Source organism: Paraburkholderia sp. RL17-373-BIF-A (genome assembly GCF_046030175.1).
Taxonomy (GTDB): Bacteria; Pseudomonadota; Gammaproteobacteria; order Burkholderiales; family Burkholderiaceae; genus Paraburkholderia.
The window spans coordinates 145183-165246 of record NZ_JARESO010000013.1; the positions used below are offsets into that span (position 1 = coordinate 145183).

Here is a 20064-nt window from a genome sequence, read left to right on the forward strand (position 1 = left end):
AATGATACATGACCGTTGCGTTCGATCTAGGCTATGAAGGCAAACTATGCAACACCTCTTTAGGTACCACTGAGGTTGATAATTTATATTATGTAAAATTAAAGAACAGACGTCTTGCCTGCCGACAGCAAAACGCGCCGCATTTATCATGATGAACATGTATGGTCGCCGAATTGCAGCACCGCGGTCGGGCTCGCCTTGATGCCGAGCTTGTGTTCGATCGACACGCGGTGCACGTCGTTGCGCTCGCCGAGCGAACCGTCTTCATTCACGAGAAACCTCGGCACGATGGAGAGCGAAATGCCCTTCACACCTTCCGGCGCATTCGGCGTGCGCGCCAGCACGAGATGCGCGATGTTCTCCGCTATGGCGTGCTCGCCCCACATGATGAAAATCTTCGTGCCGAACAGCTTGAACGAACCGTCGCTTTGCGGCTCGGCACGCGTGCGCACCAGCGCGAGATCGAAACCGGCCTGCGGCTCGGTCAGGTTCATCGTGCCGGTCCACTCGCCGGAAATCAGCTTCGGCACATAGGTTTGTTTTTGCACTTCGGTGCGACGCACGGTGTGGCGATCAGCTTGGGCAGGCCTTGGCCTTCGTAGTCGACGGGATGAAAACGATCGTCGGGCCTAACGGCGCGGGAAAAACCACGCTGCTGCGCACGATCATGGGTCTGATTCCGGTGTTGCGTGGCCATACCTCGCTGGTTGGTAGGGACACGTCGAGCGAACCAACCTGGAACATGGCCGCAAAGGGCGTGGCACTGATTCCGGAAGGCCGCATGATTTTCCGCGACATGACCATCGAAGAGAATCTCATGATGGAGGCATTCGCGAAGCCATGCCGCTATGCGGTTCGAACCAACCTCGAACGCGTTTATGAGCTGATTCCGCTGCTGCGCGAACGCAGCCGTCATCAGGCAGGCACCCTCTCGGGCGGTCAGGCGCAGATGCTGGCGATGGGGTGCGGACTCATTTCGGACCCCAAGGTGCTGCTGATCGACGAGCCCTCGCTCGGACTTTCGCCCGTTATGGTGCGAGAGGTGTTCGATATTCTGAAACGGCTGAAGTCAGAAGGCCGCACGATCTTGCTGGTCGAGCAGAACACGCATATGGCGCTCGATGTCGCCGATCATGTGTATCTGGTGCAAGGCGGCAAAGTGACATTGTCGAAGCCCGCCGCCGAAGTGAACTTGACGCAGTTGCACGACCTGTATTTTTCTCGCTGCCGTCAACAAGAGGGCCGGCCAGAGATGTATCAACATTGTTGCGCAGGTGGAAAAAGAATGAGCAACCTGTTCACTTGTCGACGTCAAGCCGCCCGGATAGGATGACCGCATGAACCCAACTCGAACCGCTTCAAAGCGCACTTCTACGTTGTTAGCATGACTAACCGGGCGATTCGCCACCGCACAACGAGCCGCCAATCCCGTCAACTAGAAGCAATCCTGGAGTACACAGATGAGCGAGCATGCCCACGTAGACGGGGTTTATCCCTTCCCGGCTGAGATGCAGACGCGGACGATCGAAACCAACGGTGCATCCATCCATGTGCGGGTCGGCGGTCATGGCCCGGCAGTGGTCATGCTGCACGGCTTCGGCACAACGGGCGACATGTGGGGTCATCTGGCGAGCGCACTCATCGAAGACCACATGATTGTCGTGCCCGACCTGCGTGGGCTGGGCCTCTCGTCGAAGCCTGACGGCGGCTATGACAAGAAGAATCAGGCGGCGGACGTGGTGGGCGTCCTGGACGCCCTGGGTGTGCGTACGGCCGAACTGGTGACGCACGACATCGGCATCATGGTCGGCTTCGCAGTTGCCGCCACCCACCCCGAGCGTGTGAGCCGATGGGTGGCGATCGATGCGCCGCTGCCCGGCGTCGGACCATGGGATCAGATCAGACAGGATCCGGCGATGTGGCACTTCGGCTTCGGTGGTCAAGACATGGAGCGCCTGGTCGCCGGCCGCGAGCGCATCTATCTCGACCGTTTCTGGAACGAACTTTCCCGGGACCCGAGGCGGTTTGATGAAGCGAAGCGCCAGCATTATGCGGCGCTCTATGCGCAACCCGGCGCAATGCGAGCGGGCTTTGCCCAGTTCCTGGCGTTCAGCCAGGATGCGATCGACAACAGGACGTTCCTCGCTCAGGGCAAGCTTCAGATGCCGGTCCTGGCCTTGGGTGGCGAAGCTACATTCGGTCCTATGATCGGCACGGTGATACGGTGTGCGGCTGATAACGTGGAAGATGTGATCATCCCGGATTGCGGCCACTGGATCACGGAAGAACAGCCGGCCGCGACTACAAGACTTGTCGTCGACTTCCTGCGGCGGCGTTCGTGAGTTAGCGAGCGTGACGTAGTGCGGCGCCGCAGCCCCTCGACTGGCAATGGATTTGCCGTGCCTTCTGCCCGCTCAAGGTGTGATGCGGTTTCGCGTGCGGCCACCGTCCGATTGCGCAGATCCCACGCCGATTCACCGCATCACTGAGCCACAGCTCGTGCTGTCATGAAACCTCTGAGCGCCAAGCGCCCGCGGCTACCGTGGCAACCCGCCAGCTAGCGCCCTGTCCTGCCGCGCTTCTTCAAAGTCAAAGCCGGGTCGCCGCGCAGTGCTTCCGTAGCCATGTCCAGAAACGCCCGAACCTTCCCTGGTGCGTGACGTCCTTCGTGCTGCATGACATGAATGGGCACAACGGTGGTTTCATGCTCGCGCAACACTTCCGTCAGCGTCCCCGCCGCCAGATGTTTCGCCACCATGTATGACAACAGCCGCGTGATGCCGAATCCATCGAGCGCCGCGACGATCGCGTCGTCATTGGACGACACCGTCAGCCGCGGACGCACATGAACGACGGCCGGCTCCTCGGCATGGGCAAACCGCCAGTCCGGCGACGGCGTCAGGCCTGCCGTCGAGATCAACACGTGCTGCGTCAGATCCGCCGGCGTGAGCGGCGTGCCGTGCTGCCGCAGATACAAAGGCGACGCGCAGACCACCCGCCGTACCTGCCCCACGGGTAGCGCCTGATAGCTCGAGTCCTGCAGCGGGCCGATTCGGATCGCGACGTCGACCCCCTCGTCCATCATGTTGACCACCCGGTCCAGAAAACGGCACTCGACTTCCGTGTCGGGATAGCGGCGCAGATAAGCGGTCACGATCGGCGTGACGAACATCCGCCCGAACAGCGACGGCGCAGTGATGACCAGCCGCCCGCGCACCGAGCGATGCGTGCCCGCCGCAGCCTCCTCTGACTCCGCCAGGTCGGCGAGCACGCGCCGGCAATCGTTCGCGTAACGCGCCCCGACCTCGGTCAACCGGACGATGCGCGTGGTCCTTGCAAGCAACCGCACGCCCATCATGGCCTCCAGGTTATTCACCGCGCGCGTGACCACCGGCGGCGAAATCTTCATCTTGCGCGCCGCGGCGGCGAACCCGCCCTCCTCGACCACCGCGACGAAGATGGTCATTGCTTCGAGTCGATCCACGTTATTCCCCGTCTGGTAACAATCCATTCCCGGTAGCAACGATTCCTATTATGGCGGGAATCAACCAGACTGAGATCGTCCGCTCAAAACGGCGGTTGCCGCAGCGGTCCCCCTTCAATTCAATCCGGGAATCACCATGAGCCGCATTACCACCGTTGACAACACCAACGCCAACGAAGAACAGCAAGCCCTGCTGGACGCCATCCACGCCCAACTGGGCATGGTTCCCAACTTCCTCAAGATCTTCGCCAACTCTCCGGTCGCGCTGCGCGCTTTTCTGGGCCTGCACGGCATCGCGAACGCCGGCACCCTGGACGCATTGACGCGCGAACGGATCGCGCTGACCCTCGCGCAACAGAACGGCTGCGAATACTGCGTCTCCGCGCATACCGCCATCGGCCGTAAAACCGGCCTGTCCGCGGAAGAAGTCGCGGCGGCCCGCAATGGCACCAGTGAAGATGAACAAGCCGCGGTTGCTGTGAAATTCGCGCGCAGCCTGATGGAAAACAAAGGCGAAATCAGCACACTCGAACTCGCCGAGGTGCGCAGTGCCGGCTACAGCGACTCCGATATCGTCGAAATCATCACTCATGTCGGCATGAACTTCCTGACCAACGTGCTGGGCAAGGCGAGCCAGGTCGATATCGATTTCCCGAAGGTCAGCCTGAAGCTGGCCGCCTGAGGCGCCGGCGTGCCGACAACTTGATGACGTGATTGCCTGACTCGACGACGAGGAGCTGACCATGGGACGTGCTTTTTCCGATATCGCATTCACCGCCCAGGTGCGCGAAATCCAGACCCTGATGGGGAGCCGGGAACAGTATGCGCATCTGGACCGGACGTCGGACCGCGGTGATCGCCTGGGCCGCCGCGAGATCGACTTCATCAAGGCCGCCGACCACTTCTATCAGGCCACCGTCAGCGAAACCGGCTGGCCCTATGTGCAGCATCGCGGCGGCCCGGCCGGTTTTCTGAAAGTCATCGACGACAGGACGCTGGGCTTTACCGACTTCGTCGGCAACGTCCAGTACATCAGCGTCGGCAATCTGAAGAAAGACGACCGTATCGCGATGATCGTGATGGACTACGCGAACCAGCGGCGCCTGAAGCTTCTGGGCCGCGCGCATACCGTCGAGATCGCGGATGATCCCGCACTTGTCGAGCGCGTGCGCACGCCGGGCTACGACGGCCGCGTCGAACGGGTCATTGTGATTAGCATCGAAGGATTCGACTGGAACTGTCCGCAACACATCACGCCGCGCTTTACTGAAGCGGAAATAACCCGCATGGTCGCGCCAGTTCACGCGCGGTTGCGCCACATGAAAGAACAACTGGCGCAAGTGTCGGCCGAGGCGTCGGCGCAGCGTCAACCCGACCAGTTCGGCGATGGCCCGCTCACGCTCAAGATCACTGGCGTGCGTCAATTGACGGCACGCGTGCGCGCGTACGAACTGCGCGATATCGCCGGCGCGGCCTTGCCCGAAATCAGCGCGGGTGCGCACCTGGAGGTGCCGGTGAGGCTTGCCGATGGCACTGCAGGCACGCGCCGTTATTCGATAGCTTCGGATCCGGGACAGCGCAACGTCTATGAAATCGCGGTGCTGCGCGAGGACGCCGGCAGCGGCGGCTCGACAAGCGTGCATGACGCGTTCCGGCTGGGTCTGACGCTTCATTGCGGATTGCCGGAAAACCACTTCCGTCTCGACGATCATGCGCCTCGCACGATATTGATCGCAGGCGGTATCGGCATTACGCCGATCAAGTCGATGATGCATGCGTTGTCTGCGCGAGGCCAGCCTTTCGAGTTGCACTACGCGGTCAGGTCGCGCAGCGAAGCTCCATTCCTCGAAGAACTCGAAGCACAATTCGGAGGGCGCCTCGTCGTCTATCCGGCTGATGAAGGTACGCGTATCGATCCCGCGGCATTGATTGGCGCGGCGCCGCGCGACACGCTCTTTTGTGTCTGCGGACCGGCGCGCCTGATCGATGCTGTCCGCAACGGCGGCCGCATTGCCGGCGTTGATGAAAAGCGCATCCGTTTCGAGCGCTTTACGAGTACTGTTAGCGCGACAGAGAATCACCCACTCACAGTGACGCTCGCGAGGAGCGGGAAAATCATTGAAGTAGCGGCGGATCAAACTGTTCTGGATGCCGTTCACGCCGCCGGCATCGACGCACCTGCGTCGTGCCGCACGGGCCAGTGCGGCACGTGCGCGGTTAAGGTGACTAGCGGTAGCCCGGATCATCGCGACGACGTGCTGTCGAGCGAACAGCGTAATGATGAAAAACTGATGTGTATCTGCGTTTCGCGTGCGACCGGCGCGAATCTGACGCTGGATCTATAGATGGATGCGATGCCGAAGTACTCGCAATAGTCCTGATCTGTCGGCCGCTCAAGACCACCCTGCGTGGCTCTTGAGCGGCCGCTTGCGCATGAGCCGCCAGACAATGCGGACGCGGAAGTCCGATTGACGAAAGCCCGGCATGCGTGCCGGGCTTTCGTTTCTTTAAGCGGCTCTTTGCCCCTTGGAGTCTAAAAAGGCTGCGGCAGAGACAATTTCCGCGTAGCCGAAACTCAGTGCTGCCATGAACGCGGCATGTACTTGCGTAGCGGGCACCTTTACACCGTTGAATTCAAGATCGTGAGTGGCGCACGCATCGTGAACGACTGTCGTCCTGTAGCCGAAGTCGACCGAAGCGCGAGTGACCGCGTCGATGCACATGTGGCTCATATTTCCGACTACGACAACCGCTTCGATTCCGTGATTCTCGAGAATCTTCTGAAGGTCGGTCTCGCGGTAGGGGTTCATGTGATGTTTGACGATCACACGCTCGTCAGGCAGATTCGCAGCCTTCGGATGGAGTTGGGCACCCTCGGTGCTGGGCACAAAAAACGGCGCATCTTTCGCCAGGGTTTCATGGCGTATATGGACGACGAGGTCGCCGTTGGTTCTTGCAGCATCGATAACGTCACGTGCGTTGTCTGCCGCGTCGTCGACCCCGTCGAGTATCCATTTACCTCCAGCGAAATAGTCGTTCTGTATATCGACCACGATAAGTGCCTGTTTCGTCATATTGCCTCCACCTCGAACGGTGAGTAAGTTTCGGGCGCCATAGGCGCTTCATGAATGTGCCAGATGCGCGTGCACACCTTTTTCAGGTGCAGCATGACTGCCGCGCACTGAGACTTATATTGCTCGAAACATGTAGCCGGCGGAATGATCGAATTGCAGAATGCACTGTTCGTACTAAGGGAAGAATTTCCTGACTCGCCGTTGCGCCAGAACGTGTTTGACGTGATGTGTTCTTATCGCCGCGCATTGAAGACGACATCAGACGCTAAGAACCGTTCGTGGCCGGACAGCGACCGACTACCGTCCCAGCGACCGTGGCTAAAAATTGCGGCTTCTGCTGCCTCAGCGTTGCCCGCGATGCAACGCGTTGACCAAGGCAAAATATCACGCACTCGCAGTTTGGCCATTGCCTGATGTGCTGCACCTAGCCGCTGACTTTCAGAAGAACTTTTCCGCCTCGCATCTGATGGGAGATTGCGGCGCCGATTTCCTCCAGCCGATATGTCGCGGCCACTGGAATTGCAACTTCGCCTGCCGCTACCATCTTTGACGCCTGCATGATGGCGCCGGGAATCTGTCCGGCGAAGTCCGGATTGCCCAAAGAAAAGCCACGAATGGTCAGGTCATTGAAGATGACGTCGAAAGGGCTAACCGCTATGGCAGCAAAGCTTGGTGCAGCATACGACACCAGTGTGCCGCGAGGGCCCAGCAGCTTCGCCAGACGGCCAGCAGCTTCCCCGCTGACAGCATCCAATGCAAGCCGCACGCGCTTTCCGTTCAGCGCCGCTGTCATCTTCGTCGGCGCGTCATCATCGTCCAGCAAGACCAGGTCGCATCCCGCTTCTTGCGCGGCACTCACAGCCTCAGCGCGGCGCACGAGTCCGAGAGTCCTGACACCTTTTTGCTTGGCGAAGCCGACTATCCAGCGCGCTATGGCCGAATTGGCGGCGTTGATTGCAATCCAGTCATCCGACTCAAGGTGCACATATGTTTCGAGCAGCAGGTGCGCGGTGGGCGGATTGATAGTAAGCATCGCCAACTGACTAGGGTCGGCGTCGGCGGGAAGCGCGACTATGCCGTCCACGTTGACGACCATCCGCTCGCGCCAGGTGAAGCTGCCCATCGGCAGAGTTACGCGATCGCCGACCCTGACGTTGCTGACTCCGGCGCCAACTTCCAGCACACGCCCCGCACCTTCGTTGCCGATCACGGATGGCAATTCCGGATGTAGCGGATACAAGCCCCGCGCGACGAGAATGTCGCTGAAGTTGATAGGAGCGTAGTCGACCGCGACCATCACCTGGCCCGCGCCCGGACTGGCGGGTTCGGGCAACTCACGGAATTCAAGTCCCGTTGCAGGGTCGCCATATGCGGTGAGCACAATAACTTTCATGATGAAACTCCATCTTCGATGGACGCCTAAGTGGACGCGGCGTCCGGGCATGCCTCATAGGACATCGGGTTGCGGAATGTCAGCCAATCCATTTGGGGAAGGCGCGCGCTGTAGTCACGATATTCGGAGCTTCGCGCAACACGTCGATTCTTCGGTTTTCGACGTGCGAACAAGGCGGCGGCGGCGAAGCGAATCGATCGATGTCAAATCTGAGCCCTGCCCCCGTCCACGAAGAGTTCGATGCCCGTGACGAAACTCGAGTCATCCGAAGCGAGAAATAGAGCAGCTTTAGCAACTTCGTCGGCTTCCCCCATGCGTCCCATCGGGATAGTGGATAAAATTCTCGCAATGGCGTCCGGAGGCTGCTGATCAATGACCGGGGTATCAATTGGCCCCGGGCTAAGGACGTTGGAACGGATGCGACGATCCTTCAACTCCACAGTCCAGCCGCGTACGAAATTGCGGATGGCGGCCTTGGTCGCGCCGTAGACCCAGAAGGCAGGCGTCCCTTTGGCGCTCGCGACGGAGCCCGTGAGAATGATCGATCCGCCGTCATTCAGGAGAGGCAGAGCCTTTTGGACGGTGAAGAGCACTCCCTTCACATTGGTATTGAACAGCTTGTCGAAATGCGCTTCGGTGATATTGCCCAACGCGCCGAACTCAGCGATGCCAGCGTTGGCAAAGACGATGTCGATTCTTCGCCCTGTCGCGTCGACGCTCTCGTAGAGACGGTCAAGATCATCCAGATTGGTGACGTCTCCATGGATGCCAGTCACATTGCCTCCGATGGCCCTCACGGCTTCGTCGAGCTCCTTCTGGCGACGGCCGGTAATGAACACGTAGGCGCCCTCGGCGACGAAGAGCTTCGCGGCGGCGAGGCCTATCCCCGACGAACCGCCAGTGATGACGGCCACCTTTCCCTGCAACTTATCCATAACGACTACTCCGTTGATTGCTGATTCCGGTTGACAACGCCTCTGGGCTGGCGGTCAGCTGCCAGCCAGTCGATCATCTCCTTGGCTGTCCGGCGGCTAGACCTCGAACCGGAACGCCGTCCCGTTGCACGAATGGAATAGGTGCGCGTGGGAGCTGTGAATATCCGCTAGCGATGCCGGTCACATCGTTAAAATGACTTTTCCAAATGGCCGATCCTCTATCAGGTGACGCAGGGCTTCGCCCGCATCAGCGAGGGGGTAGACCCGCTCGACGATCGGTTTGACTGATCCGCTTACGATCAATGGGATGATGTGCTGCCACGCGGTGGCGATCGTCGCCGGTGACTGGGCGAACAGGGAGAAGCCGGCCATCCGCGCGCCCTTCCAGATGAGGTCCGTGACGTCGATGGTCGTTCTGCGGCCAGCGGAGTAGCCCAACGTGATCAAGACACCGTCGCGACTCAGGCTGCTCAGCGCCTCACTCGTCACAGTGCCACCGATGCTCTCGATGACGATATCGACGCCCTTGCCGGCCGTTATCCGACGAACACCGTCGGCGAGACCTTCCGCGGTGAGGTCAATCACGTGCTCGAAGCCAAGTTCGCGTGCCCTCGCGGCTTTCGCCGCGCTGCCAGCCGTAGAGATCACCTTGCCGGCGCCCTGTGCCCGCGCGAGCTGATAGGTCGCGTTGCCGACCGACCCGCCGATTCCAGGAGCCAGAACGGTCATGCCCGGCTTGAACCCGGCGTCGGTGAGGCTGATCTGTGCCGTCAGATAGGCCACCGGAATGCTGGCTGCGACGACGTCCCCGATCGCGTCAGCCAACGCCAGATGTTCCGGCCTCACCAGCAGCCATTCCTGCCATGCGCCATTCTCAGCAACGCCATAGGGTCCCGTGAACATCACGCGGCTTCCTACCTCGAACCCCGAGTCGCCTGCGTCCTCGATAACGCCGACGCCCTCGTTGCCGAGCACCAGCGGCGCCTTGGCGCGTGGGTGTCCGCCCGACAGGAGCGTGTATTCGAGCGGCGTGACGCCAGCGGCCCTCACGCGAACCAGCACCCTGCCCTTTGCCGGTTGCGGCTTGGGTGATTCGATCTGCCGCAACCCGTCATAGCCCGAAAAGGTTTCCGCTTCGATCACCCGCATTGGCGTATCCTATAAAGTAACACACCTGTACGTAACTTTCATAGTAGGTACCGATCTGTTACTTTGTCAACCAGAAAATCCGAATGAAAGGAGTTGGCGGATATGAAGGCAGGAGCCCGACCCCGCAGGGGAGCCCCGCCAAAGGGCGAAGTAAGCGCACGTGAGCGTATCCTCGCGACGGCAAGCGATCTGTTCTACCGCGAGGGCATCCGTGCCATCGGCGTCGACACGGTCGTCGAGCAATCCGGGGTGTCGAAGACGAGCCTCTATCGCGTGTTCGACTCCAAGGACGCTTTGATCTCTGCTTTCGCAGCGGAGAAAGATCGGTTGTTCTGGGCGTGGTGGGATGACGTTGAAAAGAAGCACGCTGAGGACCCCCGCGCTTTGCTGGACGCGCTGCTATCAGGAATCGCGAAACGGATTGCGCACCCCGCCTTTCGTGGCTGCCCCTTTCTTAACCTGGTGGCGGAGTTTCCCGACGACAGCCATCCTGGCCGGGTTATCGCCCGAGACAATAAGGACGAAATGCGGGCGCGGCTCGCAACGATCGCGATCAGGCTGGGCGTTGATGATCCCAACCGTACCGCGTCTCAGATAGCGCTCCTCATTAACGGCGCATATGTCACCGGCTTAATAGCGGAGTCGGGTGATCTGCGTGGCGACCTCATTGATGCCGCCACGAAGTTATTGGCCTAGTCGAACGCGATCATTTGCTGGAATCGGTTCTTGCCTCGAGTGCGTGGACAACGGCCGCGATGTCGGACTGTCCGTGCCCCAACGCCAGCGTCTCGCCGAATAGTGCATGGCAGACATCCAATAGCGGCGACGCGACCCCGGCGTCCCTGGCCGCCTCCGCAATCAATCGATTGACCGTCAGCACATTGGTGATCGATCCCTGAACATCGAAGTCACGCATCACCAGTTTGAGAATCTTCACGCGTGAGATGTCGCTCGCCATCTGACCGGCGTCCAAGATGGCGCGAAACTGCTGCATGTCCAGACCATGCCGATCGGCAAAATGAGCCGCTTCCGCAAGGCCGGCGACCGTGGTCATCAGAAACAGGTTCACCGCAAGCTTCATGAGAAGCCCATTCGGAACCGGGCCGCACACAATCGTCTGATGGCACATAGGCTCGAGCAGAGGGCGGACGACTTCGACGGCCGCGTCTTCGCCCGCCAGCATCGCTACAAGCTGGCCCGCCTCGGCGGGCTTGCGCGAGCCCGAGACGGGCGCTTCCACGTAGCTGCCACCGGCGTTGCGAATGTCGCTTTCGAGTCCGCGCGAGTAGTCGGGCGAAGTCGTCCCCATGTGGACGATCGTGTGATGCGCAACGTTCGCACTGAACTGCGATGTGCCGCGGCCGAGCACGGTGTCGACTGCGTCGCCATCGACCAGCATCAGGAATACCGTGCGGGTCTGTTTAAATATCTCGGCCGGATTCGTCGCGACCGTTGCGCCCGCCGCTCGCAAAGACTCGCTCCTGTCAGCGGAGCGATTCCAGACAACGAGTTGTGTGCCCGCGCGGGCCAGATTGAGCGCCATGGGCTGTCCCATGACGCCTAAGCCGATGAAACCGATGTCCATATTCACCTCCATCCCAAGACGGTTGGCGCTTGTGGCGACACCGTCGGATACGTTGCCGCGAACGCCAGGGCCCGTTCGGATTCGGCGCATTCGGTTCGGGATCCGAAATTTCCATTATGAGCATTCTTCTCCGGTGATCCCGCTTTGCGGCATCAACACGAAGGTTGTTTCCGGCGCGGCACGACCATATTCACGACATACATCAGCACGGCCTCGTCGTCCTGGTTCAGGGTGGTCGTTCGGAGCTTGATCAGACCCTGCTCCGGACGCGACTTCGACGGTCGCACCTCGATCACCTCGCACTCGACGCGCAACTCGTCACCGGGGCGCACTGGCCGGGGCCAGCGGCACTCATCGAGTCCAGCGCCGATGAAGCCGCCGGCCGGCTTGAGTTCGGTCTCTATCAGCAAGCGCATCGTCACGGCAGCGGTGTGCCAGCCGCTAGCGGCCAGTCCACCGAAAATCGAGCGGCGGGCCGCCTCCTCATCGAGGTGAAAAGGCTGCGGATCGAACTCGGCAGCGAACGCGATGGCCCGTTCCCGGTCGATACGCAGCCGTCCTGACCCGAACGCCTGCCCCACCGCAAAATCCTCTAAATAGCGCTCGGTCAACTGATTCATGAATCAACTCCAGGTTCGGGTGATGGTTTCAAGCGGAAGCGCGAAGTCTTCCCCCGCGGCCAGTGCACAAGGTGACAGTGCCCGACTCGTAGCCATCACGGCACATCGAATTATTTCCAATAAAGTCACCAACCTGTACGTAACTTTAATACTAGGAACAGGTCTGTTACTTTGTCAAGGGAGAAATCGGAGCGGAAGGAGCTTACGGATATGAAGGCAGGAGTCCGACCCCGGAGGGCTGCCGTCAGCTTAAGCAGAATCACGAAGATCTCTTCGCGACGCCGGCGATTAGCTCATCCACTCTCGAGAGGAACAGCTTCAGAATCGGAGAGGTATTTGCCTTTCTGTAACCGATAACCAAGTCGATCGTCGGCGCCCCGCCTTCGAGCGGACGGCTAACGACCGACCCAGGCATCAGGTTTTCGACATAGGCCGGGATCAGCGTCACGCCTCGCGTCGACGCAACAAGTGACATCACCACCGCGGGGTTGTCCACACTCTGCGCCGACGTGATATGGACTCCAGATCGATCCAGGTAATCGTCGATCACCGCGCGTAGCACCTTGGCCTTGTCACCCATGGCGATGAAAGGCTCACCAACGAGTTCTTGTGGAAGGATTGCAACGCGGGACGTCAGCGCGTGGTCACCAGGCATGAGCACCACGAGCGGTTCCCGACCCACAACCTGGTAGGCGAGATTGAAGTCCGGTTCGGCACGCAGGAACGCCAAATCCAGCTTGCCGCGCGCGAGTCCTTCGGCAAGATCCGGCGAATAGTCGCTGGACACGATGACGTCGATGTTCGGCAACTCGCCGCGCAGAATGCGCATGGCCTCAGGCAGCCAGGTCATTTCCTGCCCAGTGAGGAAGCCGAGAGAGAAGCGCTGCTTGGCAGGTTGCGCTGCCCTTCGGGCAGCTTCGACTGCGGCTTCCACCTGGGTCAGCGCCAGTCGGGCGTGATCGATGAATGCCTTGCCCGCTGGCGTCAGTTCCACGCCGCGTGCGCTGCGGCTCAGCAACTCGACCCCAACCTGATCCTCCAAATCCCGAATCTGCCGACTCAGTGACGGCTGCGAAGTGTGCAGGCGCCGTTCGGCTGCCTCCGTCAGGCTGCCCGTCTCAGCGACAGCGATGAAATACCGAAGATGTCGCAGTTCCATTGCGGATCCCATGCCTGTGAAGTATGCCGACCAGCCTATAAAGTCTTTTTCAATGTTGCCACAAGTCTCTAGATTCTTTCCCACGGACGTTTCATGGAGTGTGCTCCCAGCGCTCGGGCCGGGGTCGCCGCTCAGTCAGTTCGTGCACCTCAAGCCATACCTTTCTCGCCCCGGATGCAACGCGCTGGATTAACGGTGAGACGCTGTGTGTCGACGGCGGATCGAGACTCTAGATCAACCTGATTCACGCCTGTTTCCGGTGTCGTCGAGACGCCTAATTAATCAGGTATCCATATTTATCGAAGCATCATAGAGGACGATTCAAATGACAACCGAAACACCCATACTGTACGAATCAAAGAGTTCTCCGAACTCACGCCGCGTACGCATCTTCATCGCCGAGAAGCGAATCGACATCCCGACGAAGCCTGTCGACCTGGGCGCCAAAGAGCAGTTTTCCGATGCTTACCGAGCAATCAACCCGCGCAGCCAGGTGCCAGCGTTGGCCCTCCCCGACGGCCCCGTCATCGCCGAAGTGCCCGCCATCTGGCGTTATCTGGAAGAAGCGTATCCGCAGACCCCATTGCTGGGCACCACGGCAAAGTTGAAAGCCCTCGTCACGATGTGGGAACGCCGCGCAGAACTGGACGGCTTCGCGCCAGTCATGGAAGGAGTACGTAACGCGGTCGCGGGACTGAAAGGTCGTGCACTGTCAGGTCCGCATGACTATGACCAGATTCCAGAACTGATCGCGCGAAGCAAACAGCGCGTAGCCCACTTCTTCGCCGACTTCAACGTACGGCTCGAGACAGTCCGGTTCGTCGCCGGCGATGATTTCTCCGCTGCGGACATCACGACGCTCGTGACGACCGACTTCGCGGCCAACGCGCTGAGGATGCCGATTCCAGTCCAACACACCGCGTTTAAGCGATGGTACGACGAGGTATCTGCCCGGCCGAGCGCCACTGCATAACGCATTGCGCCGGCGCCGACTCGTTGCCGGAACGAACGCCCCTGAGGCGCCAACTCAAGGAGAAACCCATGATCACTAACACCACTCCCGCCCCCCGGCCAGTGAAGATTCCGGGCAAGGACCATCCGATCACCATCGAACGCAACCCATCGCGGGTGGTAGTCACGGTGGCCGGCAAGGTCATTGCCGATACGCAGGACGCGTTGACGCTGCGCGAGGCCAATTACCCGGCAGTTGTCTATGTCCCACGAAAGGATATCGACATGACGTTGCTCGAGCGCACCGACCACGCAACCTACTGCCCATATAAGGGTGATTGCGCGTACTTTTCGATTCCGGCTGGCGGCGTGCGCGCGGTCAACGCCGTTTGGAGCTACGAGCATCCTTACGAAACCGTCGCACGAATTCGCGATCACCTCGCGTTCTATCCGGACCGCGTGGACTCGATCGACGAGCGGCCGGCTGCGTCGAGTTGAGCGCCCGTAGTCGCTCCACGTCGCACGCACCCGGTTGCCTCGATCGCCCATGATTGAAGCGACCGGCCCTTTCGACCTCGAGCGCTATTTCTTTTGCTGCGCCCCTGCTTTGCGCACATGCGTTGCCGTGTCCGCAAACAGCTCGATCACTACCCCGCGCAGCCAACGATTGCCTTCGTCCTGCTGGACTCGTGTGTGCCAGAGCAGATGGATCGGTGCGGCGGGCAGCGTCATGGGCAACGCGCACAGGTTGAGCGAGAAAGGGGTTGCCAGTTGCAACGCAAGTCGCTCCGGAACCGTGGCGATCAGATCCGTGCGTTGCAGGATGTAGCCCACGCTCATGAAGTGCGGCACCGTCAGTCGCACCTGACGCCGTACGCCGCGCCGTTTCAGCCATTCCTCCACCTGCCCGTGGCCGGTGCCGGCCGACACGACCACGAGATGCTCGGCCTCGCGCCATGCAGCGAGCGTGAGCGGCGCGTCATCGAGCGGATGGCCGCGTCTGAACAGGCAGACATAGCGCTGATCAAACAGGCGGCGCTGATAGAAACCACCTTTGAGCTGCGGCAGCAAGCCAATGGCCAGATCGACCCGGCCGTCGGCCATCTCGTTGCTCAGATTGACGCTTGTATCGCGGACCGTATTGAGTGCGACGCCCGGCGCGACGCGCGACAGTCGTTCGAGCAGCGCCGGCAGAAAAACGACTTCACCGATATCGGTCATGCCGATCGTGATGGTGCGCATCGCGCGCAGCGGATCGAAACCCGTTACCGGATTGAGTGCGGCGTGCAGGGTGGCGAGCGCCTGCGAGACCGGTTCCGCCAGACGCAGCGCGAATGGCGTGGGCACGACTCCGCCCGGCCCGCGCACGAACAAGGGATCGCCAAGCCGGCGACGCAGCTTGGCGAGCGCGTTGCTGACGCCGGGCTGGCTCATGTTCATCTGCTCGGCGACGCTCGCCACGCGCCGTTCCTGCATCAGCCGCTGAAACAGCAGCAGCAGATTAAGGTCGATTTCACTCAGTTCCATGACTCACGCCTAGCCGGGTCTCATTCAATCCAGTGATGAAGCAGATTCATTTCATCTTATTGAGGAATGAACGTCTAGTGCTGAAAATACTGACACGGCATGCGCATTCGACATGGCGCCGGGATATGCCATGGCGACCCAAACCCACCAATCTGGATATAGGAGACACAGTCATGAAGCAGATGGATCTAAAGATTGCGATCGTCGGCGCCGGCGTCGGCGGCCTTACGCTGGCGCTCGCGCTGCGCGAGCATGGAATCGATGCGCAGCTCTACGAGCAGACCGAAGAGCTGCGCGAAGTGGGCGCGGCTGTCGCGCTCTCGGCCAACGCGACGCGCTTCTACGAGCGCATGGGACTGCGTCCGGACTTCGTCAAGGTGTGTGCTGAAGTGCCGGGCCTCATCTATCGCGACGGACGCAGCGGCACGGTCATCGGTCATCATCGCGGCGCGCCCAGCTATCGCGAGCAGTTCGGCGGCTCGTACTGGGGCATTCATCGTGCTGATCTGCAGGCGGTGCTGTCCAGAGCCGTCGGCCTTGAGCGCATCAAACTGAGCCATCGGCTGGTCGACCTCGTGCAGCACCCGGATCGCGTATGTCTCGCGTTCGATAACGGCCAGCGCATCGACGCCGACCTCGTGATCGGCGCTGACGGGGCGCGCTCGATCACGCGGCGCTGGATGCTCGGCTATGACGACGCTCTGTATTCGGGTTGCTCGGGCTTTCGCGGCGTGGTGCCGGCTGAACGCATGGACCTGCTGCCCGATCCGGAGACCATCCAGTTCTGGGTCGGGCCCGGCGGCCATCTGCTGCACTATCCCATCGGCGACAACGGTGACCAGAATTTCCTCCTGGTCGAGCGTCATCCATCGCCGTGGCCGTTACGCGACTGGGTGATGCCCGCCAGCGAGGGCGAGCAACTGCGCCTATTCAAGAACTGGCATCCGGCCGTCGTGCAGATGATTACGGCTGTGCCGATCAGTCAGCGCTGGGGATTGTTCCACCGTCCCCCGCTCGGCCGCTGGAGCAAAGGCCGCGTGACGCTGATCGGCGATGCCGCGCATGCGCTTGTGCCGCATCACGGCCAGGGCGCCAACCAGTCGATTGAAGATGCCGTGGTGTTGGCCGCTCAATTGGCCTCGGCGGGTCCAGGCAATTGGCGCGAGGCGCAGGAAGCCTACGAGCGCCTGCGCCGGGGCCGCACGCGCAAGGTGCAGTACGCGTCGATAACCACTGCGGACGTGCTGCACTTGCCCGACGGACCGGCCGCGCAGGCCCGCAACGCGCGCCTGCGCGCACGCGACAGCGTGCTGAATCACCTGGACTGGATTCACGATTTCGATGCGCTTACGGAAGAGCCGAGTGAACGGCAGGGTGGCACCTGGCTTTGAGTAAGTCGTGTGACAACGTGTGGCCACGACGCTTGTGCAACGAGTCGTTGCACAAGCTACTGTGCCGAAAAAAACGGATAAGGTTCATCGCGCTCGGAGCAGAACCAGGCGAAATCGTCTGGGTCGCTCGGATCAGGTGCGCAGTCCCTCTGCGCCCGACGCGGTCATCTGCCGCCCCCCGCGAGCAGCCAATGCACAGGTCTCCGCACAACCTCATTCCTTTCCCGCTGGCTTGACGATCCCTTCCAACTGATAAAGCTCGATCTTGCGATAAAGGGTGCTGCGCGAAACGCCCAAGGCGCGGGCGGCCTGCGCAAGATTGCCGTGCGCATTGTGCACCGCGCGTGCAATGGCTAAACGCTCCGTTTCTTCGAGACTCGCCCCCTCGTCCCGCAGCAACGGCACGTCCCCGGACGTCGCGATTTCATCGAGCAACTCGGCTGGCAGATCATCGAACGACACAGCGGGTTCGCCGGACGTCAAAAGCATATTCTCGATCACGTTGCGCATTTCCCTTACGTTGCCTGGCCACGAATAGGCGCGCAACACCGCCATGATCTCCGCGCTCAGTTGTCGTTCGGGGACCCCGTGGCGCAACGCAAGCTTGCGGTTAAAGTGCTCGACGAGCAGATCGATATCAATGTCCCGTTCACGCAGCGGCGGAATACGTATGCGCGTAACACTGATCCGGTAATACAGATCGCGGCGAAAGTGACCGGACTCGACCTCTTCGCGCAGATTGCGGTTGGTCATTGCCAGCAGGCGCACATCGACGCGCCGCGGTTGCGTGTCGCCAAGCCGGTAGATGATGCCTTCTTCCAGCACACGCAACAGGACAGGTTGCAGCTCGAGCGGCATCTCACCGATCTCGTCGAGACAGAGCGTCCCACCATGAGCCAGCTCGAAACGGCCGGCCCGCCCTTCCGTCGTCGCGCCAGTAAAAGCGCCGCGCACGTGCCCGAACAACTCGCTCGCAATCAGTTCTTTCGACGCCGCCCCGCAGTTATACGCGACGAACGGGCCGCCTCCCCCTTCTTCGCCATGAATGGCGCGCGCGAACAGTTCCTTGCCAACCCCTGTTTCGCCCTCGATCAGTACCGGTACGCGCCTGCTGGCAAGTTGGCGTCCACGATTGACGGCCGCCAGCATCGCCGCACTTCGCCCCTGAATCTGCGCGAAGCAGTTGCGCAGCGGATCAGCCTCTCCGCTGCGCTCCGCGACTCGCGCATGGATGGGGCGCGTTCGCGCGGGCACGACCAGCATCGCGCCAATCGTGTTGCCGTCGACGACCACAGGATTGAACCATTCGGCGTGCAACCCTGCGGGCAAATGCTGCGTCCAGTCCTCCACGGCGGAAGTCTCGCTCATCCCCGGGAAACGCTCACCGATGCCGACCGGCAATGCGACTCTGCCCGTGGTATGCACGAGCCGGCCGCTGCGGTCTATCGCCACCATGCCGGTTGCATCCGACGACGACAACCGTTGCAGACAAAAGGCCAACAAACGCATATGCTCGCGCGCGGCCTGCTCGGCGAGCACCATTTCGATCTGGCGCGCCGCGGTCACGGCCAACGTGAGGTTGTTGATCTGATAGGTGGAAGGCGGTCCGGAAATATCGAGCACACCGATCACCGCACCAGTGCCCGGTTCGCAAATCGGCGCGGCTGCGCAACTCCATGACTTGATGCCTTCACAGAAGTGCTCGGAGGCGTGGATATAGGTCGGCTCGCGGGTCGCCAGCGCGGTGCCGATCCCATTCGTGCCGGCTCTGCCCTCGCCCCAGTCGCCACCGATCGTCAGATGGATTTTTTCGCCCGCCGCCCGCGTGCGCAAATCGCCCGCCGCTTTGAGGATCACGCCGTCCTGGTTCGTGAGCAGCAGAATTGAATGTGAATCGGCGAAAAGGTCGGCCGTGACCGTGAACAGGCGGTCGGCCGCTGCCAGCAGGTCGCGATGGCGCCAGCACAGCGCCGCAACCGCGTCGCCGTGTACCGCGATCGGCGCCGAGACCGCGGTCGGACTGACGCCGGACTGCAAGCTGCGTTGCCATGAGTCGATAAGCGCCGGGGGAGCAGACGTCGACGGCTCGCCCGCCAGAAAACGTTCCCACGCGAGCATCGTACCCCGATCGGAATGACGGAGATTGGCGCGCTGCGCGTTGGCCACGATGCTGCGCATCGCGGCCTGATTACCTAGACCCAACATGCTGCCAATCTGATGTCTCCTCGCCACAACTTTCCTCCTGGGCGATGGGTTAACGCGGAACCGGGCTCTACGGCTGGCTTCGTCTTGACTAGCTAGGATGTTATGGCTGGGCGTATCTGGTGGACTTCTATTTTTTTCAAACCCAGCAGCTAACGCGCGTGCAGTATAGCCCTGGATCTTCAACATGTCTTTTGGGGGAAACACGGTCAGCGCACCGGATCGCGCCCCTTTCTTAGCTTCTTTTGTCGTGCCCCTGAATTCGTCACGCACGTTCGCTGAACGCGATCATCCAGGCGTGCGTTCTCCTTCTCGCCGCAATCCGCAAGAGCGACCGCCCAGGCAGGCAAGCATGTCGACTATGCCATTGCTTTAATGATCGCACCGGCGACGCCACGTAAAAACGGAGCGATCGTTGCGCTTACATCATTTACCAGAATACCTGTCCCACACAGTGTAATGCTGCAGCCCAGTGTGAGCTTGAGCAGACGCGTCGAAGGCATCGCGCAAAGATAACGCGCAGTCATCGCAATTGCGTTGAAGCGGCGGGCCGTTCCTGTAGCCATCGTTCGTCTCCTTCTACCGGTGGCCGCC

At 60.9% G+C, this 20064-nt stretch carries 19 protein-coding genes and 1 pseudogene; 8 read left to right on the top strand and 12 right to left on the bottom strand.

Translation table 11 applies throughout. From position 1 onward, the window contains the following. Positions 1-108 precede the first annotated feature (108 nt). Positions 109-551 (bottom strand): annotated as a pseudogene (locus P0D80_RS18385) (acyl-CoA dehydrogenase family protein); the annotation flags it as partial. A gap of 59 nt (positions 552-610) precedes the next feature. Between P0D80_RS18385 and P0D80_RS18390 the strand changes: the two are divergent. After that, on the top strand, positions 611-1333 hold the full coding sequence (locus P0D80_RS18390) for an ABC transporter ATP-binding protein (protein ID WP_408181394.1): 723 nt from the start codon (positions 611-613) through the stop codon (positions 1331-1333). A 127-nt stretch (positions 1334-1460) separates the two neighbouring features. Beyond that, entirely contained in the window at positions 1461-2342 is an 882-nt protein-coding gene (locus P0D80_RS18395) for an alpha/beta fold hydrolase (protein ID WP_408181392.1), read from the top strand. Positions 2343-2557: 215 nt separating this feature from the next. Here P0D80_RS18395 and P0D80_RS18400 read toward each other — a convergent pair whose 3' ends face one another. Next, entirely contained in the window at positions 2558-3484 is a 927-nt protein-coding gene (locus P0D80_RS18400; protein ID WP_408285866.1) for a LysR family transcriptional regulator, read from the bottom strand. A gap of 136 nt (positions 3485-3620) precedes the next feature. Between P0D80_RS18400 and P0D80_RS18405 the strand changes: the two genes are divergently transcribed. Both P0D80_RS18405 and P0D80_RS18410 read left to right on the top strand, forming a co-directional pair. Continuing rightward, entirely contained in the window at positions 3621-4166 is a 546-nt protein-coding gene (locus P0D80_RS18405; RefSeq protein ID WP_408181390.1) for a carboxymuconolactone decarboxylase family protein, read from the top strand. 61 nt (positions 4167-4227) lie between these two features. Beyond that, complete coding sequence (locus tag P0D80_RS18410) at positions 4228-5829, top strand: 2Fe-2S iron-sulfur cluster-binding protein (RefSeq protein WP_408285867.1); 1602 nt, start codon at positions 4228-4230, stop codon at positions 5827-5829. A 162-nt stretch (positions 5830-5991) separates the two neighbouring features. Here the strand turns inward: P0D80_RS18410 and P0D80_RS18415 are convergent, their stop codons facing one another. From P0D80_RS18415 to P0D80_RS18430, 4 genes are all read right to left on the bottom strand, one after another. Continuing rightward, positions 5992-6558 carry a cysteine hydrolase family protein gene (locus tag P0D80_RS18415; RefSeq protein ID WP_408285868.1) on the bottom strand — a complete coding sequence of 189 codons (567 nt, stop codon included), beginning with the start codon at positions 6556-6558 and terminating at the stop codon, positions 5992-5994. Positions 6559-6982: 424 nt separating this feature from the next. Continuing rightward, positions 6983-7951 (bottom strand): zinc-dependent alcohol dehydrogenase family protein, encoded by a 969-nt coding sequence (locus P0D80_RS18420; RefSeq protein ID WP_408285869.1) that lies wholly within the window; start codon positions 7949-7951, stop codon positions 6983-6985. Positions 7952-8154: 203 nt separating this feature from the next. Beyond that, the gene (locus tag P0D80_RS18425; RefSeq protein WP_408285871.1) at positions 8155-8886 is read right to left on the bottom strand and encodes an SDR family NAD(P)-dependent oxidoreductase; all 732 of its coding nucleotides are present in this window, start codon (positions 8884-8886) and stop codon (positions 8155-8157) included. Between the two features lie 180 nt (positions 8887-9066). Beyond that, a complete protein-coding gene (locus P0D80_RS18430) occupies positions 9067-10035 on the bottom strand; it encodes a quinone oxidoreductase family protein (protein ID WP_408181380.1) in 969 nt (322 codons plus the stop codon). A 102-nt stretch (positions 10036-10137) separates the two neighbouring features. On the opposite strand from P0D80_RS18430, the gene P0D80_RS18435 reads away from it, so the two are divergent. Continuing rightward, positions 10138-10731, top strand: coding sequence for a TetR/AcrR family transcriptional regulator (locus tag P0D80_RS18435; RefSeq protein WP_408181378.1), 594 nt, complete (start codon positions 10138-10140; stop codon positions 10729-10731). Positions 10732-10741: 10 nt separating this feature from the next. Here the strand turns inward: P0D80_RS18435 and P0D80_RS18440 are convergent, their stop codons facing one another. The 3 genes from P0D80_RS18440 to P0D80_RS18450 all read right to left on the bottom strand — a co-directional run bounded on the left by P0D80_RS18440 (position 10742) and on the right by P0D80_RS18450 (position 13399). Beyond that, positions 10742-11632 carry an NAD(P)-dependent oxidoreductase gene (locus P0D80_RS18440; RefSeq protein WP_408285931.1) on the bottom strand — a complete coding sequence of 297 codons (891 nt, stop codon included), beginning with the start codon at positions 11630-11632 and terminating at the stop codon, positions 10742-10744. Between the two features lie 140 nt (positions 11633-11772). Then, on the bottom strand, positions 11773-12240 hold the full coding sequence (locus tag P0D80_RS18445) for a MaoC family dehydratase (protein ID WP_408285872.1): 468 nt from the start codon (positions 12238-12240) through the stop codon (positions 11773-11775). Positions 12241-12499: 259 nt separating this feature from the next. After that, positions 12500-13399, bottom strand: a complete 900-nt coding sequence (locus P0D80_RS18450; protein WP_408181414.1) for a LysR family transcriptional regulator — start codon at positions 13397-13399, stop codon at positions 12500-12502. 325 nt (positions 13400-13724) lie between these two features. On the opposite strand from P0D80_RS18450, the gene P0D80_RS18455 reads away from it, so the two are divergent. After that, positions 13725-14372 (top strand): glutathione S-transferase family protein, encoded by a 648-nt coding sequence (locus tag P0D80_RS18455; protein ID WP_408285874.1) that lies wholly within the window; start codon positions 13725-13727, stop codon positions 14370-14372. Positions 14373-14440: 68 nt separating this feature from the next. Then, positions 14441-14848, top strand: coding sequence for a DUF427 domain-containing protein (locus P0D80_RS18460; protein WP_132377170.1), 408 nt, complete (start codon positions 14441-14443; stop codon positions 14846-14848). An 84-nt stretch (positions 14849-14932) separates the two neighbouring features. Here the strand turns inward: P0D80_RS18460 and P0D80_RS18465 are convergent, their stop codons facing one another. Beyond that, positions 14933-15877, bottom strand: coding sequence for a LysR family transcriptional regulator (locus tag P0D80_RS18465; protein WP_408181370.1), 945 nt, complete (start codon positions 15875-15877; stop codon positions 14933-14935). A gap of 173 nt (positions 15878-16050) precedes the next feature. On the opposite strand from P0D80_RS18465, the gene P0D80_RS18470 reads away from it, so the two are divergent. Beyond that, on the top strand, positions 16051-17268 hold the full coding sequence (locus P0D80_RS18470; protein WP_408285876.1) for an FAD-dependent monooxygenase: 1218 nt from the start codon (positions 16051-16053) through the stop codon (positions 17266-17268). A gap of 213 nt (positions 17269-17481) precedes the next feature. On the opposite strand, the gene P0D80_RS18475 is transcribed toward P0D80_RS18470, so the two are convergent. Together P0D80_RS18475 and P0D80_RS18480 are read right to left on the bottom strand one after the other, a co-directional pair. Then, positions 17482-19473, bottom strand: a complete 1992-nt coding sequence (locus P0D80_RS18475) for a sigma-54-dependent Fis family transcriptional regulator (RefSeq protein WP_408285932.1) — start codon at positions 19471-19473, stop codon at positions 17482-17484. Between the two features lie 356 nt (positions 19474-19829). After that, the gene (locus tag P0D80_RS18480) at positions 19830-20036 is read right to left on the bottom strand and encodes a hypothetical protein (protein WP_408285878.1); all 207 of its coding nucleotides are present in this window, start codon (positions 20034-20036) and stop codon (positions 19830-19832) included. Between the last annotated feature and the right edge of the window lie 28 nt (positions 20037-20064).

What these genes read in the sequence shown, in the direction of transcription:
- P0D80_RS18475 (WP_408285932.1), bottom strand. Translation starts at nt 19,473, where the DNA reads ATGTTGGGTCTAGGTAATCAGGCCGCGATGCGCAGCATCGTGGCCAAC.
- P0D80_RS18405 (WP_408181390.1), top strand. Translation starts at nt 3,621, where the DNA reads ATGAGCCGCATTACCACCGTTGACAACACCAACGCCAACGAAGAACAG.
- P0D80_RS18420 (WP_408285869.1), bottom strand. Translation starts at nt 7,951, where the DNA reads ATGAAAGTTATTGTGCTCACCGCATATGGCGACCCTGCAACGGGACTT.
- P0D80_RS18435 (WP_408181378.1), top strand. Translation starts at nt 10,138, where the DNA reads ATGAAGGCAGGAGCCCGACCCCGCAGGGGAGCCCCGCCAAAGGGCGAA.
- P0D80_RS18460 (WP_132377170.1), top strand. Translation starts at nt 14,441, where the DNA reads ATGATCACTAACACCACTCCCGCCCCCCGGCCAGTGAAGATTCCGGGC.
- P0D80_RS18450 (WP_408181414.1), bottom strand. Translation starts at nt 13,399, where the DNA reads ATGGAACTGCGACATCTTCGGTATTTCATCGCTGTCGCTGAGACGGGC.
- P0D80_RS18410 (WP_408285867.1), top strand. Translation starts at nt 4,228, where the DNA reads ATGGGACGTGCTTTTTCCGATATCGCATTCACCGCCCAGGTGCGCGAA.
- P0D80_RS18465 (WP_408181370.1), bottom strand. Translation starts at nt 15,877, where the DNA reads ATGGAACTGAGTGAAATCGACCTTAATCTGCTGCTGCTGTTTCAGCGG.
- P0D80_RS18440 (WP_408285931.1), bottom strand. Translation starts at nt 11,632, where the DNA reads ATGGAGGTGAATATGGACATCGGTTTCATCGGCTTAGGCGTCATGGGA.
- P0D80_RS18415 (WP_408285868.1), bottom strand. Translation starts at nt 6,558, where the DNA reads ATGACGAAACAGGCACTTATCGTGGTCGATATACAGAACGACTATTTC.
- P0D80_RS18430 (WP_408181380.1), bottom strand. Translation starts at nt 10,035, where the DNA reads ATGCGGGTGATCGAAGCGGAAACCTTTTCGGGCTATGACGGGTTGCGG.
- P0D80_RS18425 (WP_408285871.1), bottom strand. Translation starts at nt 8,886, where the DNA reads ATGGATAAGTTGCAGGGAAAGGTGGCCGTCATCACTGGCGGTTCGTCG.
- P0D80_RS18395 (WP_408181392.1), top strand. Translation starts at nt 1,461, where the DNA reads ATGAGCGAGCATGCCCACGTAGACGGGGTTTATCCCTTCCCGGCTGAG.
- P0D80_RS18455 (WP_408285874.1), top strand. Translation starts at nt 13,725, where the DNA reads ATGACAACCGAAACACCCATACTGTACGAATCAAAGAGTTCTCCGAAC.
- P0D80_RS18445 (WP_408285872.1), bottom strand. Translation starts at nt 12,240, where the DNA reads ATGAATCAGTTGACCGAGCGCTATTTAGAGGATTTTGCGGTGGGGCAG.
- P0D80_RS18480 (WP_408285878.1), bottom strand. Translation starts at nt 20,036, where the DNA reads ATGGCTACAGGAACGGCCCGCCGCTTCAACGCAATTGCGATGACTGCG.
- P0D80_RS18470 (WP_408285876.1), top strand. Translation starts at nt 16,051, where the DNA reads ATGAAGCAGATGGATCTAAAGATTGCGATCGTCGGCGCCGGCGTCGGC.
- P0D80_RS18390 (WP_408181394.1), top strand. Translation starts at nt 611, where the DNA reads ATGAAAACGATCGTCGGGCCTAACGGCGCGGGAAAAACCACGCTGCTG.